16 protein-coding genes are annotated in these 16,727 nt (G+C 58.4%); 10 read left to right on the top strand and 6 right to left on the bottom strand.

The annotated features are described in order from the left end of the window. The coding region (locus VN887_16640) for a gamma-glutamyltransferase (protein HXT41637.1) at positions 1-1,094 on the bottom strand (1,094 nt) is incomplete at its 3' end. Between the two features lie 273 nt (positions 1,095-1,367). Between VN887_16640 and VN887_16635 the strand changes: the two genes are divergently transcribed. Further along, positions 1,368-2,171 carry a prepilin-type N-terminal cleavage/methylation domain-containing protein gene (locus VN887_16635; protein ID HXT41636.1) on the top strand — a complete coding sequence of 268 codons (804 nt, stop codon included), beginning with the start codon at positions 1,368-1,370 and terminating at the stop codon, positions 2,169-2,171. An 869-nt stretch (positions 2,172-3,040) separates the two neighbouring features. Beyond that, entirely contained in the window at positions 3,041-3,769 is a 729-nt protein-coding gene (locus VN887_16630; GenBank protein ID HXT41635.1) for a hypothetical protein, read from the top strand. 27 nt (positions 3,770-3,796) lie between these two features. Here VN887_16630 and VN887_16625 read toward each other — a convergent pair whose 3' ends face one another. Next, entirely contained in the window at positions 3,797-4,927 is a 1,131-nt protein-coding gene (locus tag VN887_16625) for an Lrp/AsnC family transcriptional regulator (protein ID HXT41634.1), read from the bottom strand. A 159-nt stretch (positions 4,928-5,086) separates the two neighbouring features. After that, the gene (locus tag VN887_16620; GenBank protein ID HXT41633.1) at positions 5,087-5,437 is read right to left on the bottom strand and encodes a hypothetical protein; all 351 of its coding nucleotides are present in this window, start codon (positions 5,435-5,437) and stop codon (positions 5,087-5,089) included. A gap of 121 nt (positions 5,438-5,558) precedes the next feature. Between VN887_16620 and VN887_16615 the strand changes: the two genes are divergently transcribed. From VN887_16615 to VN887_16600, 4 genes are all read left to right on the top strand, one after another. Then, positions 5,559-6,035 carry a cytochrome c gene (locus VN887_16615; protein HXT41632.1) on the top strand — a complete coding sequence of 159 codons (477 nt, stop codon included), beginning with the start codon at positions 5,559-5,561 and terminating at the stop codon, positions 6,033-6,035. Then, entirely contained in the window at positions 6,032-7,447 is a 1,416-nt protein-coding gene (locus VN887_16610; GenBank protein HXT41631.1) for a hypothetical protein, read from the top strand. The genes VN887_16615 and VN887_16610 overlap by 4 nt, the downstream gene beginning before the upstream one ends. A gap of 17 nt (positions 7,448-7,464) precedes the next feature. After that, positions 7,465-7,797 (top strand): hypothetical protein, encoded by a 333-nt coding sequence (locus VN887_16605; protein ID HXT41630.1) that lies wholly within the window; start codon positions 7,465-7,467, stop codon positions 7,795-7,797. Positions 7,798-7,954: 157 nt separating this feature from the next. After that, positions 7,955-8,668: a hypothetical protein gene (locus VN887_16600; GenBank protein HXT41629.1), complete on the top strand. Its 714-nt coding sequence runs from the start codon at positions 7,955-7,957 to the stop codon at positions 8,666-8,668. A gap of 179 nt (positions 8,669-8,847) precedes the next feature. On the opposite strand, the gene VN887_16595 is transcribed toward VN887_16600, so the two are convergent. From VN887_16595 to VN887_16585, 3 genes are all read right to left on the bottom strand, one after another. Then, positions 8,848-9,717 (bottom strand): DUF3472 domain-containing protein, encoded by an 870-nt coding sequence (locus VN887_16595; protein ID HXT41628.1) that lies wholly within the window; start codon positions 9,715-9,717, stop codon positions 8,848-8,850. Positions 9,718-9,722: 5 nt separating this feature from the next. Then, on the bottom strand, positions 9,723-13,412 hold the full coding sequence (locus tag VN887_16590) for an alanine--tRNA ligase-related protein (protein ID HXT41627.1): 3,690 nt from the start codon (positions 13,410-13,412) through the stop codon (positions 9,723-9,725). 196 nt (positions 13,413-13,608) lie between these two features. Further along, positions 13,609-13,743, bottom strand: a complete 135-nt coding sequence (locus VN887_16585; GenBank protein ID HXT41626.1) for a hypothetical protein — start codon at positions 13,741-13,743, stop codon at positions 13,609-13,611. 13 nt (positions 13,744-13,756) lie between these two features. Here VN887_16585 and VN887_16580 point away from each other — a divergent pair, with 13 nt between their 5' ends. From VN887_16580 to VN887_16565, 4 genes are all read left to right on the top strand, one after another. Then, positions 13,757-14,260: an MOSC domain-containing protein gene (locus VN887_16580; protein HXT41625.1), complete on the top strand. Its 504-nt coding sequence runs from the start codon at positions 13,757-13,759 to the stop codon at positions 14,258-14,260. Positions 14,261-14,276: 16 nt separating this feature from the next. Next, complete coding sequence (locus tag VN887_16575) at positions 14,277-15,584, top strand: glycosyltransferase family 4 protein (GenBank protein HXT41624.1); 1,308 nt, start codon at positions 14,277-14,279, stop codon at positions 15,582-15,584. Positions 15,585-15,714: 130 nt separating this feature from the next. After that, positions 15,715-16,269, top strand: a complete 555-nt coding sequence (locus VN887_16570; protein HXT41623.1) for a 3-isopropylmalate dehydratase — start codon at positions 15,715-15,717, stop codon at positions 16,267-16,269. 106 nt (positions 16,270-16,375) lie between these two features. Next, positions 16,376-16,727 (top strand): pyridoxamine 5'-phosphate oxidase family protein (locus tag VN887_16565; GenBank protein HXT41622.1); only part of this gene is annotated, 352 nt, incomplete at its 3' end.

The following is a 16,727-nucleotide window of genomic DNA, read 5'->3' as shown; positions in this document are numbered from 1 at the left end:
AACCGCTCCTTCGCGTATTCCTTTGAAAGCAGTCCGCGGATCGGTTCCTCGGGCGGGAAATAAATGTCCCCGTAATAGAAATCACGGTCGGCGCAGGCGAGGTTCATCACCTGGTAGAGCGTGTGGATGTAGCGGGCGCTGTCGTACCCCATCGGCTGAACGTCGATGTTTTCCAGAAGATTTAGCTCCTGCAACATCACGGGTCCCTGCGTCCAGCACGTCAGTTTGTAAACCTCGATGCCTTTGTAGGTGGTCGTCACGGGTTCCTCGATTTCCACCTTCCAGTTTGCGAGGTCGTCGGGAGTATGCAGGCCGCCCTGTTCGCGCGATCCGCGGCAGTATTCCTCGGCGATGTCACCCTTGTAAAAACGATCGTAGGCCGCATAGATCGCCTCCTTGCGCGATTTGCCCGTTTTGAGCGCCGCCGCTTCGGCATCGACGAGTTTCTGCAACGTGGCCAGCAGATCCGGCTGACGCCAGATCTCGCCGGGTTGGGGCGCTTCGTGTTCGGTTCCGGGGTGCGGGAAGAAAACCTTCTTTGAATACGGCCACTGTTTGAGCTTGTCGGCGTAACGCTCGATTTTCCGTACCGCCTCTCCTTCGATGGGATAACCGTCCGCCATCTGCATCGCCGGTTGCAACACGTCTTTCAGCGACATCGTCCCGTACTCCGCCAGCATCACCATCAAACCGCCGGGAGTGCCCGGCGTCACCGCTGCGAGCGGACCCTCCGCCGGCGGGTAATGGAGCCTGTTCGTTCTGACCTGCGGCAGTTCCTGGAAGAATTCCGGTGTGGCGCCGGTCGGCGCCACTCCCAACGCGTCGATGCCGACAATTTTTTTTGTTCCCGGATTGTAAATCAATGCCTGCGTTTCACCGCCCCAGCTCAAATCGTCATACATCGTGCACACGACGGCGAGCATGGCGCAGGCGGCGTCGATGGCGTTGCCACCGCGCTCGAACATCTTTGCGCCGGCAGTGGCGCCGAGCGGTTTGCCAGTAATGGCGACCCAATGACGTCCGTGCAGGACCGGTTTATGCGTCTGCGAAAACGGTTCCGGACCGGCGGCCAGGCAGGAGCCCGCGATCAACAGCGCGAGACAGAGGGGATTGAAGGAATGAGTTTTCACGGTTGAACGGGGAGAATACGACGAGGGTTCGCCAAAGCCAAGACTGACTTCTCGCCGGCACCATGACCACTGCGATTTTCGCGGTCACGGTCCAATCAGCGCATGGCGACGGCCTTGACCACCGGTCCCGCCAACCCGGGCATCTTTCGTTGATTTGAGAAGGCGCTTCGCCCGTAGAGGTTGACCGTTCATGGAATCTGGACTATCCATTCTCGGACCTGACCCAACGCACTGTTTATGAAATTCCGCTCATTGCTTCGCCGCGCCTTCACCCTGATCGAACTGCTGGTCGTCATCGCGATCATCGCGATTCTGGCGGCCCTGCTTCTACCCGCCCTGGCGAGGGCAAAGTCGCAGGCACACGCCATCAAGTGTGTCAGCAATCTGAAGCAACTGGGTTTGTCCACTTTTCTTTATATGACGGACTTTAATGCGTCCCTCACGTACGCCGATCCGGGAGGAGACTTGTGGATGTCGCTGCTGGCCACGAATTACGCGGCGATCAATGCCGCGCGGGTCTGCCCCACCGCGCCCGAGATGAAGGCCAGCCTGCGCAAGGACAATCCGAGCAGCGGGCGCGTCAACCGCGCCTGGTACTGGGCCTACGGCGCCCGGGGCAAGGAATGGCAGGGAAGCTACGCGCTCAATGGATGGTTTTACAACGGTGACGACCCCTTTCACCCCAAGAACGACTCGAGGTTTTATCTGAAGGATGCAGCGGTGCAATCGCCTGTTCAAACGCCGGTGGTCCAGGATTCGGTGTGGGTGGACGGCTGGCCGGAGACGAACAATCCACCGGCTCGAAATCTGTTTACCGGGGATGACTACGTTGGCAATGGAGACATGTCGCGCTTCACCGTCCCACGGCACGGCGCTTCGCTCTCGGCTGCGGTAAAAAACTTCAACCCGAAAAACGATCTTCCCGGCGGCATAAACGTCAGCTTCGTCGATGGACACGCCTCTTTCACCCGCTTGGAAAAGCTATGGGAGCTTTACTGGAACAAGCAATGGGTAATCCCCGCGAAACGACCGGGCAAATAGGTGTCGGGCGCTTTTGAGAACAACGATTGCCAGCGCCATTCCGTACCACGCGCTCGTTCCAACCGTTCGGTACCGCTTCGACTCGACGGTCCGTTCTCCGCTTCCGTCGAATGAGAACCCATCCCGCGCCAACACCGAGCAAAGCAATGATGGACGGCTCCGGCACGACAATACCCTCACGAAACCAATAGTCAGCGACTCCTCCCGACGGCACCCCGTTGTTCCACTCGTCTCCGCCTGCATAACTGGATGGGGATTTGTCACCGATATCCAGACTCCCGGTGGACTGGAGGATTGGTTCGAAAAAATACAACTGGCCGGGAGTCACCGGAATGTTCGCCGGAAAGTAGAAGGTGCCAAATTGACCAAAGTGATTGACCAGAATCACGGGGTCCGTGCTGCTGATTATGGGACCATTGTAAGCTCCCGACCGCAAATTCACCGCGAAGGTCACTTGATCATTGCCCGGATACGCGGGGACCACCACACCTAACTGAACGAAACCCACTGCCGAAAAGGATGGCGTGAAGGATTGAGCGATTTGGTTATCCGGAATCTGACTATACTGTCCCAGGGCATCACTGGTCGTCCCGCTGGCTTGGTCCACGAGCAAACTCTGACCCACCACCTCCGTTGTCACCAACGAAACGACAAGGACACTTATGCGCACGAGATCAGAGATTTGATAAAAGATGCGCACAGGTCTGCTCTTGATCCGTCTCCTACGGCTGGCTGCAAACTTTGCAAATTTCCCCAGCGAGTCAAGTTGGATCGCAACTTGCCAGCCCTCCACTCACATCGGCGAGGGCCGCTACTGACACGAGGGATTGCATTGCCTCCATGCCGCGCTAACCTGTCGTCCGCATTCCATGAGCAGCACTCTTGCCGCAATTCTTCTGTTGGCTGTCGCGACGCAGGCAGCGGTTGCCGCGGATCCGCACGAGGCCGCGGGGACGGCGGTCAGTTCCCTGATGCGCGATGAAGTCGCCTTGAACGGCATTCCCTTCGCCGAAGTTCTCAAGGCCGCGACGGGCAGGACCATCATCCCCTTCGACTCCACAAATGCGGTTGACCGCGCGTTGCTGACCCGGATCGGCGGTGCGCTCGACAAGGTGTTGGAGCAGATGAATGCGCCCGGCAGCCCGGCGCAAAAGGAAAAGCGGATCAACGAGGTCAGCGCGCACTTCGAGAAGGCGATCAAAGACGAACTGAACCGGATTCCAGGATTTGAATGTGACTGGCCGAAAACCGCGTCGGGCAAGATTCAGCACTCCGGTTACCCCGATCTCCGCCTCCTGGATAAGGCCACCGGCCGCGTCACTTATCTCGATCCGAAACTGTATGAACGGGGCAGCCGCGACAGCACTTTTCGCACGTTCTATTACGAGCCGAAGAAGGAGACAAACAAGATTCTCGATGATGCCCATCATTTGATCGTCGGCATCGAGCACGATGGAGAAAAAAAAGGCCAGTGGAAGTTCCTCCACTGGGAACTGGTGGATTTGTCACGCTTCCGCGTCCGCCTCAAGGCCGAGTTTCAAGGCAGCAACCGGGACATGTACCGGCCGGAAGCAATCGTCGGGACGAGCCGTGAATGATCCGCGCAGGCTCGTCCTGCGGCCAACTCAGCCTTTCATCAGACCGGGATCAAGTCCGACGCTCCGGCACCACTCGCGGTAGGCAAACGGCGAGATTTCAGAGGGCTTGATTTCACTGCGCCCGCCCCAGAAAACGTTTGTGTAACTCACCGGAATGCCGCACCGCTTCAGGTGCTCGTCAATCGCCGCCTTGTGCGCGAGCACCAGTTCCTTGTCCGTGCCGTGCGCGACTCCCATGATGTTCACGTTGCGAAACTCCGGCCCGCCTTCCCGCCAGTAGGCGTGCGTCATGATATGATGACGTCCCACTTCACGTCCCGTTTCAATCTCCCGGCCAGCCGGCACGGCCCAGTGAAACAGCGCGTTGAACCGTGTGACACGCTCTCCGCTCGCCAGCGGCTTGACGTGCTCGAGGAAGGTCGAAAAGCGCCCGATGACCTTGCGCCGGTTGAAATCCTCCGCCACTTCAAGAAAAGTTTCCAGCGGAACGCCTGCCTCGCGGGCGCGCCCGCCCCAGGGGTCGGGCCCGATTTCCCAGGCCTCGAATTCACGCTTCAACGCCGTCAGAATCCGCCACTCCAGTTCGTTGAGCGTCGTCGTGGTGACTTCAATGACCTCGGCGGGCACATCCGCCTTGCTGCCCGGTTCCATGCCGCGACGCCGCACGTGCCCGACACCCAGCGCGAACAATCGTTTGGCCGGTAATAGCATGAATTTTTCGGCGCCCGTCTGCCGCGAAAGGAATTCGCAGTGCCTGCGCAAGGAGAAACCTTGCGGCACCTTGAGCGTGGTCCACAGTTTGTAATTCGAACCGGGCGTCGCGGCGTCGGTCGAGCGGATCACGATGTGTCCTGAGAACGGATCCTTCTGAAACATGAAATCGAAGGCCGCGTCGAGCTTGTCCAACGGCACCTGCCAGGCGACGAGCGCGCCCTGGGCCAGATTTGTCGCCAGAAGGGTTTGCCGCACCCGGCGGATCGTTCCCGACCGCAGCATCGCCTGGATTCGCTCGATGACCACGGACATCTCCACACCGGATTGGCGCGCGATTTCACCCAGCGGGTCACGCTGAAAGCCCTGGAGGCGGTCTTCCGACACGGCGAGGATGCGCGCATTGATCGGATCGCTGGTTTCGGTCGGTAACGCAGACAAATTCATTCTCGGTCAAGAGTAGCGTAGTTTTGGTTCTCCGAAAACTCCAATTTGCACCGGGCCCACCTTGCGCCGCTCTACCAGCGCGCGACCCTCATCTCCAGGGTCAAAATCTGTTGCCTTGCCGTGAATCGGTGGCCAGTGACGCGACTCGTCGTAAGGCTTTCACTCTCCAGCGCGAAACTCCGTCCAAGGCTGGCTTTGGCGGCCTTTCAAGATGTCCTTCATCCAATCAAACTGAGCGTGGACTGCAAGAAACTGCTGCGCGTCAAATGCCTTCCCACAGGCCGAGCCCCAGCGCGCGACGAAACTCATGCCCTTGGCCATTGTCGCATCCACCACTTTCGCGTCCGCTGTACCGCCACTGCCAAAAGGGACGCCCGGCCATGCTCCCGCCGGCTCGCGGTCCAATTCGAAATGTCCGCACAATGTCCTGCCTCTCGGATGGTTCTTTTTGAGATAGGTGCTTGCGTTCTTGCCGGTGAGCCTCGTCAAGGCATCCACATCGTTTATCATACGAACCCGGGGTAATTCTCATAACAAGAATATGCACGGTAAATGACAAAAAATGTGTAGCTTCTCTTTCGTCATTCGAGCATGGTCAAGCTGGTAAAAATATTATTGTTTGAATGCCCCTTTGAAGTGTTTTTTGAAGTTGGTACCGATCGCGATTGTGCTGCTCATCGCAGCAGGTGGTTCGCGCGCTGTCCTCAATGAAGCACAGGAAGCGCCCAAGAGCGGGACCAATGTCTGGATGGCTCCGGCCAGGGCGGCCCGCAAACAAAATCCGACTCCTGCGGACGAGAAGTCAATCGCGCGAGGAAAGGAACTCTTCACGGTGGGCTGCCTCCCGTGCCACGGGCCTTCCGGAAGGGGTGATGGCCCGGCCGCTGCCTCCCTGGAACGAAAGCCGGGCAACTTGTCCGATTCCAAAATGTGGCAACAAACGGACGGAGCGATCTTCTGGAAGATGAGCGCGGGCAACGCGCCGATGCCCGCTTTTCAGGAAGCATTTTCGGAAGAGCAACGTTGGGACATCGTGAATTACGTGCGCACGCTCGCTCCGAAGGAGACCAACAACAAACACACTGCACAGAGTGGAGGCAATCCATGAGATACATTCAAACACTCGCCTTGGCATTCATCGTCGCGGCGGTGAGCGTCGCACAGGGCCAGGACCAGACCGGCAGCGACAAATTCGTTTCGAAGGAGGACTATGAGAAACTTAAAGCAGAACACGAACGCCTCAAACAAGAGATGGAGACGCTAAAATCTCAGATGCAGGCCGTGCTCGCAAAAGGAACGAACCAGGAAACAGCCAACGTCAAATCTCAAGTGGATGACCTCCAAAAGAAGACCGCTTCGCGCCAGGCGGAAACCGATCAAACTTTGGACGAATTCGACAAGGAACTCAAACAGGTCAAGCAAATGGCCAAAGACTCCTTTCCCGGCAGCACAAAGATGCTTCTGGGCGGTTATGGCTCCGCAACCTTTATGGCCACACGAGGCGGATACGGCCCGGCCGCGCCCGTGCCACCAGACTCGCGCGCCGCCAATTCTTCTTTCACTGCCACCTTCAATCCAATCTTTCTCTGGAAGATGAGCGACCGCCTGCTTTTCGAAGGCGAGATGGAGCTGGAACTCGAAGGTTCCGACACGAGCACGGCGCTGGAAATGGCGCAGATTTCGTATGTTCTAAACGATTACATGACGATTGGCGCGGGCAAGTTTCTGAATCCAGGCGATTATTTTGTGGAGCGGCAACACATGGCCTGGGTCAATAAAATGCCGGACAAACCTCTGGGTGTTTATGATGGCCTGATGCCCGAATCGCTCCTGGGTGTTCAGGTTCGAGGCGGCATTCCTTTGGGACCGACCAAAATCGGCTACGCTTTTTTTGCCGCGAACGCGCCGGCGCTTACCACGACTCCAGCCGATCCAACGAATCCCATAGAACTTGGCACGCTTTCTTTTGACAATTTTGATAACAGTAACGGCCACATCTCCGCTGGCGGTCGAGTCGGGTTTTTCCCAATGCCGGAATTGGAGATCGGTTACGGCTTTCAAACCGCCGCGGTCGGGCCGCGTGGAAGCGACGTGCATGCACTGCTTCAGTCCGTGGATTTGAGCTACGTGCGGGACTCCGAATTCTTGAAAGGCACGATTAATCTGCACGGACAATGGGTTTGGTCACACGTCGATGGTTATACATACGATGCTTCCGGCAGCGGCGGCTTCGGTCCACTGACTTTCAGCAACAACCGCAACGGCGGTTATATCCAGCTTGCCTACCGCCCCTCGAAGCTCGAGAATAGCATTGTCAAGAATCTCGAGCCGGTCGTGCGCTATGACATGATCAACCAAAAGAGGACTCCCGTTGGCTTTGATGAGCGTCGCTTTACCGTGGGTCTGAACTATTGGCTTGGCGCGAGCAGCGTCGTCAAAGTGGCTTACGAATTTGATCGCCAGAACGGCGCAGGAGAAAATGGCAATGCATTCTTCACTCAATTCGCACTAGGCTTTTAATTGAAGGAGAAATACCTATGAAATCAAAAATCAACTTGTTCACTGCGGCCTTTTTTTCCGTCACCTGTGCGACAGTTGCGTTCATCGTGAGCGGATGCTCCACGACCGGGATGCAAACCCCGGCAGGAACCGCAAGCGCAAACCAGCCACTTGTTGCGCCTCGAGGCACAGCCAGAGCGAGCGGAGCCAAACTATGGGCGCAGAATTGCGGTCACTGCCACAATATCAGAACGCCCACTTTTTATAGCGATTCCCAGTGGGAGGTTGTGGTCTTGCACATGCGCGTCCGGGCCAACTTAACTGCCGATGAACACAAAGAGATTCTTGCCTTTCTGAAATCGGCCCACTGACTGCGGTGGAAATCCATCTCATACAATTCAACAACCGCTCACGCAAAACGGTCCCTGCTGTCTGCACTACTGCTCAGACGGCATCATACGCGCCATAATCTAGGGGCGACTTAAGAGCGGTTAGTAGATTTCGCACAAAATCAGAACCAATTGACCTATGAAGACTGCTTTTCTGACAGTTCTGACTCTGGCCGGTGCGCTGCAGTTAGTCTCCGGGGCCGACATCACCGGCAAGGTCATCCTCGGTGGCACTCCAAAACCGGAAACTCTCATTGACATGGCTACATCGTTCGACAAGACGTGTGGCGCGGCTCATAGCGAACCGGTCACCACGCGTCACTACGTCGTAAGCAAGGACGGTGGTCTGGCCGACGTGTTTGTCTACATCAAGAGCGGTGTAAGCCAAAGGAAGCTTCCAGTGCCAGCCCAAGAGCCAATGTTGGACCAGGTCGGTTGCCTGTTTGAGCCGTACGTCATGGGCGTAATGGTCAATCAAGAATTCAGGATCAGAAATTCGGATCCGACCTTGCACAACGTGCACGCGCAACCCAGGCAGGGCGCAAACAAGGAATTCAACCTGGGGCAGGTCAGTAAAGATCAGGTAAGCAAAAAACAATTCCCCAGCCCGGAGGTAATGGTGCGGTTCAAATGCGATGTGCATCCTTGGATGTTTGCCTACGTTGGGGTCGTGGATAATCCGTACTACGCGGTGACGGGCAAGGATGGAACGTTCAAGATTTCCGGGGTGCCAAACGGGAAGTACACGTTGGAAGCGTATCATCCGAAGACCCACGGTACAAATCGAGGCATCAGTAAAGAAATCGCGGTGAATGGGAACACGAATGTCGACTTTACCATTGAGTTGAAGTAACCGGCACCGCCGGCTTCATTTTGGTTTGTTGAACCGCATTCAACGTCGAGGAATTTCAACACAACTTGCCTGCCTCCGCCGCAGGTACCGTCATCTTCACCCCCTTTGTCGGACAATCGGAGCAGCAAACTCGGCAACTGACCCGACCTGTTCTTCTCTCCGACAAGAGTACCCGCCATTTACCGCCCCAATGCCTTCGGCATCTCCGGAGGCGGCGCGGATTGAACGCGCGGCAGTTCAATCCATTCTCCAAGCTCGCGCGTGCGCGTGACGTTCCCGCCGGTGGCGAGATAAAACCTCCCTTCGGCAATGCCCGCGTCGATGTTTTCCTTCGACTCCCATTCCGCGTTGGATGCGGTGAACTTCGCCCGATTCAACGAAATCCATTCGCCCGTCGTGCTACGCAACCAGCCGTTGCCGAAACGGGCTCGACGAACTTCACCCGCGCTGCGCCCGTCGCGCCGAAAATCCTCGATGAAGCTGTAAAAACCACGCATTGGTTTGCCGCCGGTATGCGTGCGAAAGGTGACCAGATGCTTCCATGCCTTCGCGTGGTTGTCGAAGAACCAGCCTTCGTAACTTGTCTTCTCTCCCTCGACAGACGCCCGGACCGCGAACCGGCAGGTTTCGTTTGTTTCCCATTGATACGGCCACAGGCATTTGCCGCCCGTGCCTTCACCGCCGAAGCGGGTCGCCTTCGCACCGACTCCTTCGTGCAGCACTTCCACGCGTTGCTCCAGCGGCACCTTGTTCGCGTCATCGCCCCTGGTCGGGTCCCAGACCGAGAAAATCACGACCTTGTTCGTGGGCGATCTCAATTCCTGCATCCCGAAATAGCCGGTGTTCCAGCCGCAGGCCATAAAGTAACTGCCTGGTGTGGATTGCTCGACCGTTACCTCGTTGTAGAAAAAATCTCCAGCTGACGCCTCATAACTGAGATGCACCGAACGCGCCGCCCGGGGCGGTTCAGCAGCTTTCGTGGAAAATGCGGCCCATCCCGCCAGCCAAACGAGACCAAGAAGAACACATCCTGACTGGCCTGGAGACACACGGTTCACTTCAACAAGTCTGCTGCTTTGGCCAGTGCTTCATCCAACTTGCTGGCATCTTTGCCGCCGCCGCGCGCGTTGTCGGGTTTGCCGCCACCTTTGCCGCCCACAATCGGCGCGATCTGCTGAATGATTTTTCCAGCCTGCACCTTCGCGGTGAACTCGTGTGACACGGTGGCAACGAGCGTGACGGCGTTGTTCGAGCAACCACCGAGCACGACGACGCCTTTGAACCGGCCCTTCAGCGCGTCGGCAATCGCCTGGAGAAAGTCACCGTCGGCATCGCCGAGGTTGTGGGTGATGAGCGGAACACCGTTCACGGTCTGCGCGCGACCGAGCAGTTCGCTGGCGGCGTTCGACGCGTTGCGCTGCATCGTAATCTTTACCTGCTTCTCCAATTCTTTCTGGTGCGCGAGCAAGGTTTCGATCTTCTTTTCCAACTCTTGGATCGGCGAGTTGACTTGTCCCGCCACGTTGCGAAGGAGGTGAAGTTGTTGATTCGCCAAATCGTAGGCCTGCAAACCGGCGACGGCTTCGACGCGCCGAACACCGGCGGCAATCGCACTCTCGCCAACGATGCGGAACAAACCGATCTCGCCCGTAGCGCGGGTGTGCGTGCCGCCGCAAAGTTCCATCGAATAGCCATTCAGCTCCCCTGCTCTGCCGCCGATCTGGACGACGCGGACGGTGTCGCCATATTTGTCGCCGAAGAATTGCATCACGTCTTTGCGCGACTTCACCTCGGCATACGGAACTTCGATCCAGCTTACGCCGGCGTTTTCGAGGATGCGTTCATTGACGAGCTTTTCAATGTCGGCGACCTGCTGCGGCGTCAGCGCGGCGCTGTTGAAATCGAAGGTCAACTTGTCCGGACCGACGAAGGAACCCTTCTGTGTTGCATCTCTGCTCACGACTTCGTGCAACGCCCAATGGAACAAATGCGTGACGGTGTGGTGGCGTTGGATGGCTTCACGGCGCGGGCGATCAACGACCAGGGTAACAGTATCCCCGGGAATGGGGAGCACAGGCGACTCGCCTGTGCCAGTCGGCGACCCGCCGGCTGGCGCGGCGACGCGGGTCGCCTCGCCGGACGGGCCAGTGGCCCGTGCCACCCCTTCTTCAACAAAATGCAGCCATGTGCTGCCAGACTTCTGCGTGTTGAGGACGCGCCAGAGTTTGCTGCCGTGTTCCAGTTTGCCGGTGTCGCCGACCTGGCCACCCATCTCGGCATAACAGACGCTGGTATCAAAGACGACGGCGGTCTTGTCCTTCAGCGACACGACCTCGACAACCTTTGCTTCAGTCTCCAGCTTGTCGAAGCCGACGAACTTCGTTGGTGTCGTGGTCTCGATCTGGGAAAGCGAAATGACTTCCTTCTTCTGCGCGGCGCGGGCGCGGGCGCGCTGCTCTTCCATCAACTTCTCGAAGCCTTCCTTGTCCACGGTCAACCCGCGCTCGCGAGCCATCAACTCAGTGAGGTCGAGCGGGAACCCATAGGTGTCGTAAAGTTCGAAGGCGTCGCTTCCTCGAAACACTGGCACTTCAAGCCCTGCGTCGTGAAGCTGGCGTGCGAAATCGCCGTCCAGATCGATCACCACGTCGGGCTGATGATCGGCGCCTGACTTGGACACCGGAGTTGACTCGAAGTGGAACTGCCCGAAATCGATTCGGATTTTTTTTCCGCTTTCAGCGATTTTCCTATAGTTGTGTTCCTTTACGGCGGTGTGGAATGCGGCGCTAAATCTCTCAATCCCTCTATCCAACGTCTTGTTAAACGCCTCTTCCTCCGTGCGGATGACGTCTTGGACGTGTTTCTTCTTCGCGCGGATCTCGGGAAAGACATCGCCCATTGTGTCGGCGAGCACGTCCACAAGTTTGTAAAAGAACGGTTCGTGGAAACCGAGCGTGCGGCCGTAACGCACGGCACGGCGCAAAATCCGGCGCAGAACGTAGTTGCGGTCGTTGTTGCCGGGCTGGATGCCGTCGGCGATGGCGAACGAGAGCGTGCGGATGTGATCGGCAACGACGCGGAAGGCCACGTCAATTTGAATCTGGGTGGCACGGGCCACTGGCCCGTCCTGTCGGGCAACCTGCCCGGCAGTTCCCGTTGGAATGTCGTCATCGGCCACAGACGGGTCGCTTTTCCTGCCCTCGCGTTGAACAAGAGGGACGTAAGGTTTCGACGCCTCGATATCGGGTGTCCACAGCCAGGGCCAGGGCTCGTTTTCCTGGACCAATCCTGCTTCCCACGGATTCCGGCAAAGATAATGAAACTTCTCCTGCAGGTCGGCGTTGCTCCGCATGTACCGGTCGTATCGTTCCTCCTGCCAGAGAGGCCCGGTCTTCCCTTCCATTTTATTCGCCTCTTTGGCCGAGTAGGATTTGATGGAGTGGAGAATTTCAGACAAGGGCCAGAATATCGGCTTGCCGAATTTATCCTCCGCTTTCACGCCCGGCTGAATGATGAAATGAGCATGGTCGGGCATCACGCAGGCAGCCACGAGCCGGTAACGCGATTCGCGCCAGTGAAGGACGCAATCAAAAACCACATCCCGCGCCGGAGCAGAAAGCTGTCGCGACGGGATAGTGTTGATCGTGATGTGATAGATGACCCAGGGCTTTTCAAAATGAGGAAGATTGCGTCGTGAGTAGGTTGCGCCAGAAGCTGCCTGTGCAGGAAGGGCCACCGTTCCACGCCTTGACGCCTCGTTCGGCAGGTCGCCGACCGACACGGGCGAGTCGCCCGTGCCACCCTTGGTCGGCAGGGTCGAGCCATATTTCGTCCCGCTCAGCTTCTCGATGGCATCGAAAATCGGACGGAAGATGTCTGTCTCGTAGTTGGAAATCTTGGCGTTCTTGAAATCCGAGAATCCCTTTGTTCCCTGGATAATCGAGGTCACGCGTTCGAAACCCATGCCGGTGTCCACGTGTTGTTGTGCGAGCGGTACGAATTCGATTGTAGCGGCGGTCTGTGACCGCCGATCCCCTTCACTATCCCCACGGCGGTCACAGACCGCCGCTACAGGCTGGGCGTTGAATTGGATGAAGACCAGGTTCCAGATTTCGATGCAACGGGCGTCGCCCTTGTTGACCAGCGCGCCTTTGGTGTCACCTGCGGGCGTAAGGTCCACGTGCAATTCGGAGCACGGGCCGCACGGACCTGTTTCGCCCATCATCCAAAAATTGTCTTTCTTGTTGCCGTTGACGACATGGACGGCGGGGTCGAGTCCGACGCTGCAAAATTTTTCCGCCCAAAAATTCCAAGCATCCTGATCAAATTCGCTCGGGTCGCCCTTACCCGGTTTGTAAACGGTGGCGTAAAGTCGCGTTGGCGGGAATTTCCAGATACCAACGACGAGTTCCCACGCCCACTCGATGGTTTCCTTCTTGAAGTAATCCCCGAAGGACCAGTTGCCCAGCATCTCGAAGAATGTGTGGTGATAGGTGTCGAGCCCGACGTCGTCGAGGTCGTTGTGCTTTCCGCCGGCGCGAATGCACTTCTGCGTGTCGGCTGCGCGGCCGGGCGTGTAGGGGCACCTGGCCTGGCCGAGGAAAATGGGCACGAACTGGTTCATGCCCGCGTTGGTGAACAGGAGGTTCGGCGCATCGGGCAGGAGGCTCGAAGACGCCACGATGGTGTGCTGCTTCGACCTGAAGAAGTCGAGGAACGACTGACGGATCTGCGCTGACGTCATCATGTGCAAAAAAACGATGTGAGGTAGCCACGGCGCTGTGCCGTCCGGTTGTCGCGCCGCGACGACCCTACCAAATCAGTGAGCGAGGTTAGCCGGAATGCCCGCGGCAAGGCGAGTTGGAAGTTTTCGCGCTGCCACCCTATCTCGGTGCTTCCGTTTTTGTAGCGGAAGCGCGGAGGCATATTTGCCTGTTCGTTTACATCAGCGGCCGCGATGATCCACCAACACCTTCTGTTTTCAGGCGTTTGCCGGCATGAAAGAAATGGCCGTGAACCCCCTGATCAATTTCTTTTGGCAAGTCGCGCTTGCGCCGCGATTGAATCGGGCGCATAAAAACGTGCAACTTGAATGCTTCCCGTGATCTCTCAGGCCGTGTCGCCTCTCTCCATCTGCACCCGCCGGAGCCGGGCGCCCCATTGAGCACGGTGGATTCCATCGAGGTCGTGGCCGGCAAGGGAATCGCCGGCGAGCCGCGCTACTTTGGCCGTGTCAGCCACACGACCGGCCAGCCGCGCCGCCGACAGATCAGTCTGATCGAACGCGAGCAAATCGCCGAACACGCGGCCGTCCTGGGTCTTGAAACCATTCTTCCTGGCGCTGTTCGCGCGAATATTGAAACGTCGGGCATCGATCTCATCGCGTTGCTGGGACGGCACGTTCAAATCGGCGACGCCATTCTGCTCGTGTATGAGGCGCGCACGCCGTGCGCGAAGATGGACGCCGTCTGTGCCGGCCTGCGTTCGTTGATGGAGAACCGTCGTCAGGGCGTTCTGGCGGAAGTCATCGGGGGCGGCCGGATCCGCACGAACGATTCGATCCGGCCGGCAAAGGAGGAAGTGGCCGCCTGATCCCGGCCCCGGCTTTGTGAAAATCCTCGTTCTTGCCAACCTTTATCCGCCGCATCACGCCGGGACGTACGATCTGCGCTGCCAATCGGTCACCGAATCGTTGCGTCTCCGGGGACACTCGACCCTGATCGCCACCTCGAACCACGGTTTGAACACAGAGCAGCGCGACGAAGAGGTCCATCGCCGCCTTCTGTTGAACGGCGCCTTCGGCCACCCGTTGGTCGCCGGCTTCCGTGAGCTGCAAACGATCGAGGAACACAACAACGGGGTTTTGCAGGAGGCCATCGCGGAATTTCAGCCCGATCTCGCGCACGTCTGGAGTCTGCGCGGACTGTCAAAGTCATTGATCTTCTCGCTCCGTAATTCCCGGTTGCCCACGGTGTATGACATCGCGGACCGGTGGCTCGCGGACGATTTGCGCCAGGATCCCTGGCTGCGCTGGTGGAATGCGCCGGGCACAAATCTCGCGCGCACCGGCCTTGAACTGGCCGGCCGGCGAAATCGACTCGATGAAACCGCGCCGACCCGGATGATGAGAGGCCTCGACCGAATTCCGGAAGTCTATGGTCCGCCGGCGGCGGTCGCCAACGTCCCGCCCAACTCCGTTTCAGCGTTTCGTTTTGACCGCCTTTATTTCTGCAGCCGCGCCCTCAAACAGACCACTGAAGAAAGCGGCTTTCGTGTGAGCCACGGCGAAATCATTTACCCGGGCGTCCCCGTGCAACATTTCGTCGGTGAGATCCGGCCGCCGTCCGCGCCGGTCAAACGACTGTTGATCGTCGGCCGGCTGGACGAATACAGCGGAGTGATGGCCGCCGCGCAGGCGCTGTTGCGCGCACGCCAGAACAAGGCGCAGGTCACGCTCAGCGTCTTTGGCCGCGGCGAATCCGACTACGTCTCACAACTTCGGTCGTTCGTCGTTCAGAACTCCTTGCCGGTTGAATTCCTGACAGTGTCGAACCAGAACCGGGACCTGGCCGCCATTTACCGCCAGCACGACGCCCTGCTCTATCCCGTCGAATGGGAAGAACCGTTTGCGACCGTTCCCCTGGAAGCGATGGCCTGCGGTCTGCCGGTGATTGGGGCCGCCATCGGCGGCGCCCGCGAACTGCTCCGACATGGCGAGAATGCGCTGACGTTTACTCCGGGCGACGCCGAGGAGATGGCGGCGCGCATTCAGGAGCTGCAAGCGCAACCCGCCCTGCGCTGTCAGATGGCCGAGACTGCGCAGGCCGAGGTTCTTGCCAGATACAACGAGACGACCGTCGTTGACCAGATCGAGAACTACCTGAACACCTCCATCGAAGTCTGGCAGCATACGTAGGTGGAAACGCCCCGGAACGTCGGGAACACGGGCGGACGACCTCGATTCGGCTGATTACCCCGGCACAAGCGTGTTGTCTTGATTCTACATTCTGGTTGAAAACGAGTCCTCCAGCCGCCAGATTCACTTCATGCAATCAGTGTTTACCGGTCCGGTGTACGTGGTGCGCGACAATATTGACACCGACCAGATCATCCCCGCCCAATATCTGACTCTCGTCCCGACAATTCCCGACGAATACGAGAAGCTGGGCAGCTTCGCCCTCTCCGGCCTGCCGGACTCCCTTTATCCGGCCCGCTTCGTGAAGGAGGGCAGGCTTGACTCCGAGTATCCAATTGTGGTGGGCGGGAAAAACTTCGGCTGCGGCAGCTCGCGCGAGCACGCGCCCATTGCGCTCGGGTCGGCCGGATGCCGGATTGTCCTGGCCGAGAGCTTCGCGCGCATTTTTTTCCGCAACTCGGTTGCCACCGGCGAATTGTATCCGTGCGAATGCGTGGACCGACTGTGCGACCTTCTGAAAACGGGCGATACGGTCACGGTTGACCTCGACAGGTGCACCGTCACGGCCAAAACAACTGGAAAATCCTATTCGTTCAAACCGCTGGGCGACGTGCGGCCGGTGGTGGATGCGGGTGGCCTGTTCAATTACGCGCGAAAAAGCGGGATGATTCCGGCGGCGAAGTAGCGCGGCGCATCCCTCCCGCCGGCGCAAGGCAGCCACCGGGGACCCGCTCGCAGGATGACGAGCAACGGCAGTTAAACCACATCATTCGGAGACTTGACGCGCGTTTATGTCCATCGCTGATCTTCGTCGGGAATACAACGCGGGCAGTTTGCAAAAGGCGGACCTGGATCCCGACCCGCTCAGGCAGTTTGACCAATGGTTCCGCCAGGCGGCGGGTGTCGCCGGAGGCGGCCGCTGGCGCGCCTTCGGCATCGGACTTTACAGAGCGTTTCAGGCGCTGCTCGGCCACGCGCCTGCTGATCCCAACGCCATGGCACTGGCCACCTCGGACAAGGATGGCTGCCCGTCCGTGCGCATGGTCCTGTTGAAGGGCGTGGACCAGCGCGGGTTCATTTTTTTCACGAACTACGAAAGCCGCAAGGGGAGCGAGTTGACGGCGAATCCCCGCGCCGCGCTGG

The organism is Candidatus Angelobacter sp. (genome assembly GCA_035607015.1).
Lineage (GTDB): Bacteria > Verrucomicrobiota > Verrucomicrobiia > Limisphaerales > AV2 > AV2.
Note: the sequence above shows the minus strand (reverse complement) of the source record. Positions and strands in the feature narration are given on the sequence as shown.

Bases quoted from the DNA above. Each gene is read 5' to 3' on its own strand.
- VN887_16635 (HXT41636.1), top strand. From the start codon at position 1,368: ATGAAATTCCGCTCATTGCTTCGCCGCGCCTTCACCCTGATCGAACTG.
- VN887_16630 (HXT41635.1), top strand. From the start codon at position 3,041: ATGAGCAGCACTCTTGCCGCAATTCTTCTGTTGGCTGTCGCGACGCAG.
- VN887_16625 (HXT41634.1), bottom strand. From the start codon at position 4,927: ATGAATTTGTCTGCGTTACCGACCGAAACCAGCGATCCGATCAATGCG.
- VN887_16620 (HXT41633.1), bottom strand. From the start codon at position 5,437: ATGATAAACGATGTGGATGCCTTGACGAGGCTCACCGGCAAGAACGCA.
- VN887_16610 (HXT41631.1), top strand. From the start codon at position 6,032: ATGAGATACATTCAAACACTCGCCTTGGCATTCATCGTCGCGGCGGTG.
- VN887_16605 (HXT41630.1), top strand. From the start codon at position 7,465: ATGAAATCAAAAATCAACTTGTTCACTGCGGCCTTTTTTTCCGTCACC.
- VN887_16600 (HXT41629.1), top strand. From the start codon at position 7,955: ATGAAGACTGCTTTTCTGACAGTTCTGACTCTGGCCGGTGCGCTGCAG.
- VN887_16590 (HXT41627.1), bottom strand. From the start codon at position 13,412: ATGACGTCAGCGCAGATCCGTCAGTCGTTCCTCGACTTCTTCAGGTCG.
- VN887_16585 (HXT41626.1), bottom strand. From the start codon at position 13,743: ATGCGCCCGATTCAATCGCGGCGCAAGCGCGACTTGCCAAAAGAAATT.
- VN887_16570 (HXT41623.1), top strand. From the start codon at position 15,715: ATGCAATCAGTGTTTACCGGTCCGGTGTACGTGGTGCGCGACAATATT.